Raw genomic sequence first — 1,656 nt, 5'->3', positions numbered from 1 at the left:
AGTGGGCGCATCCCGACGGGATGCGCCCACTCACCTGCCCGCGCTCCCTTCAGGTCTCGTCGGCGGGATCGGCGCCGCGGTGATGAGTCAGTGGGCGTGAATCGAACCCCAGTTGAAGTTCTGGCCGTATCCCGTGCCGGATCCCCCGGTCCAGACCTGGCTGGTGGCGTAGTAGGTGGCCTTCACGTCCGTGTTCGAGTTGCTTGCGGTGAGCCTGTCTCCCCAAATGCTCCAGATCACCCACGGGCTGGCGGTGAGCGCGTTGGTGGCAGGGGCTGCGTCCGTGGGGGCGGTGATCGGGACGTTGCCGGTCTCGGCCAGCATGCGGGGTTTGGCGTAATCGGCCAGTCCCTTGTAGTAGATGTTTGTGAAGTCCTGGTTTTCCGGCGTGCTGACAGCGGCACCGTACTTCGCGTTGTAGTCGTCGACGGCGACGATGTCCACGCGGTCGGCGCCCGGGTAGTAGTCCCAGGGCACATTGGTGCCGTTGGGAGTCCAGGCGCTGGGGGACCACACGAAGATCAGGTTGTGGAGGCCCTTGGCCGTGACGAGGTAGTCGTAGGTGATGGACCACAGCTCCTTGTAGGTGGCCGGTGTCTTGCCTCCCCACCAGAACCAGGGGCCGTTCATCTCGTGGTACGGGCGTAGCAGTACAGGGATGTCGTAGGCGGCGAAGTAGGAGAGGTCGGCGGCGAGTATCTCCAGGTCGGCCAAGAGCGCCCGGTACTGAGGGGTGTCGGCCGCCCAGTCCACGACCAGGTCGAACCACGCCTGGTCGGTGCTGATGGTGGCGGGAGGGTAGTACTCGACGCCGCCCGGTCGCCGGCCCGCGACCTGGGTAAGGACCTGGCTGAAGTCCTTGAGTGACGAACCGGGATAGGGCTGATGGAAACTGACGCCGACCATTCCCGCCGCGGCCCCGCCATTGGCCACTTCGGAGATCCTGCCATCGGCGCCGACCATGGTGCCGCTGTAGTTGTAGGTGCCGTCCGCAGCGCGTGGCAGGCCCTTCCAGATGCCGAAGGCGAGGTCAACGGCGTCATCGGCGTACTGCCACTGCTTCTGCCCGGATGGGAGGCCGAGGTTCTGGTTGTAGGACCGCGGGGTGAAGGTGCCCCAGCCGTTGCTGCTGCCGTACCCGGGCCCCAGGTCGATCTCGACGAAACCCGGCAGCCTGCCGGTGATGGCCTGTGCCTTCTTGTAGTAGTAACCGACGTATGTAGCACCGCCCGCGTCCCCGTACTGCGGGTTGTAGAGCTCGTTCTGGGCTTCGACGTGCTGCCCGATGATCGTCATCGGCCTGTTGCCCGCGCGCGCGGCATTCTCCGAGGCGACCAGGAACGCGTAGGCCGCCTGCGCGTTCCGTGACGCCTGGGGATCACGGGCGGTGAGCGTCGGGGTGATCGGGGGCGCGGCGGCTGCGCTCGCACTCGCCGAGGGCGCCTTTGCCGCCAGCGTGGCAGTGGCCGAGGCGGTAAGGAATGTTCGTCTGCGCATGGCGTTCACATCTCCTCGTAAGGCGGTCCGGCGACCCTATCCAGCCTGCTGAGCAGGGCAACGGGCAGGCCATCCTGCCCTCACTCAGAGCGACCGCACCTGACCTTGCGGGGCACGGTTACTGAGGGGGAACCCCGGCCGGGGACAGCCGGGGTTCCC

The 1,656-nt window shown here is 66.7% G+C and carries 1 protein-coding gene; it reads right to left on the bottom strand.

Going from position 1 to position 1,656, the window contains the following annotated elements:
* Nucleotides 1-87: 87 nt before the first annotated feature.
* Nucleotides 88-1,497: a glycoside hydrolase family 26 protein gene (locus NFU81_RS02915; protein WP_251484628.1), complete on the bottom strand. Its 1,410-nt coding sequence runs from the start codon at nucleotides 1,495-1,497 to the stop codon at nucleotides 88-90.
* Between the last annotated feature and the right edge of the window lie 159 nt (nucleotides 1,498-1,656).

The organism is Actinacidiphila cocklensis, from assembly GCF_907177275.1.
Classification (GTDB): Bacteria; Actinomycetota; Actinomycetes; order Streptomycetales; family Streptomycetaceae; genus Actinacidiphila; species Actinacidiphila cocklensis.
Note: the sequence above shows the minus strand (reverse complement) of the source record. Positions and strands in the feature narration are given on the sequence as shown.

Excerpts from the sequence above, each read along its gene's own strand:
- NFU81_RS02915 (WP_251484628.1), bottom strand. The coding sequence starts at position 1,497 with ATGCGCAGACGAACATTCCTTACCGCCTCGGCCACTGCCACGCTGGCG.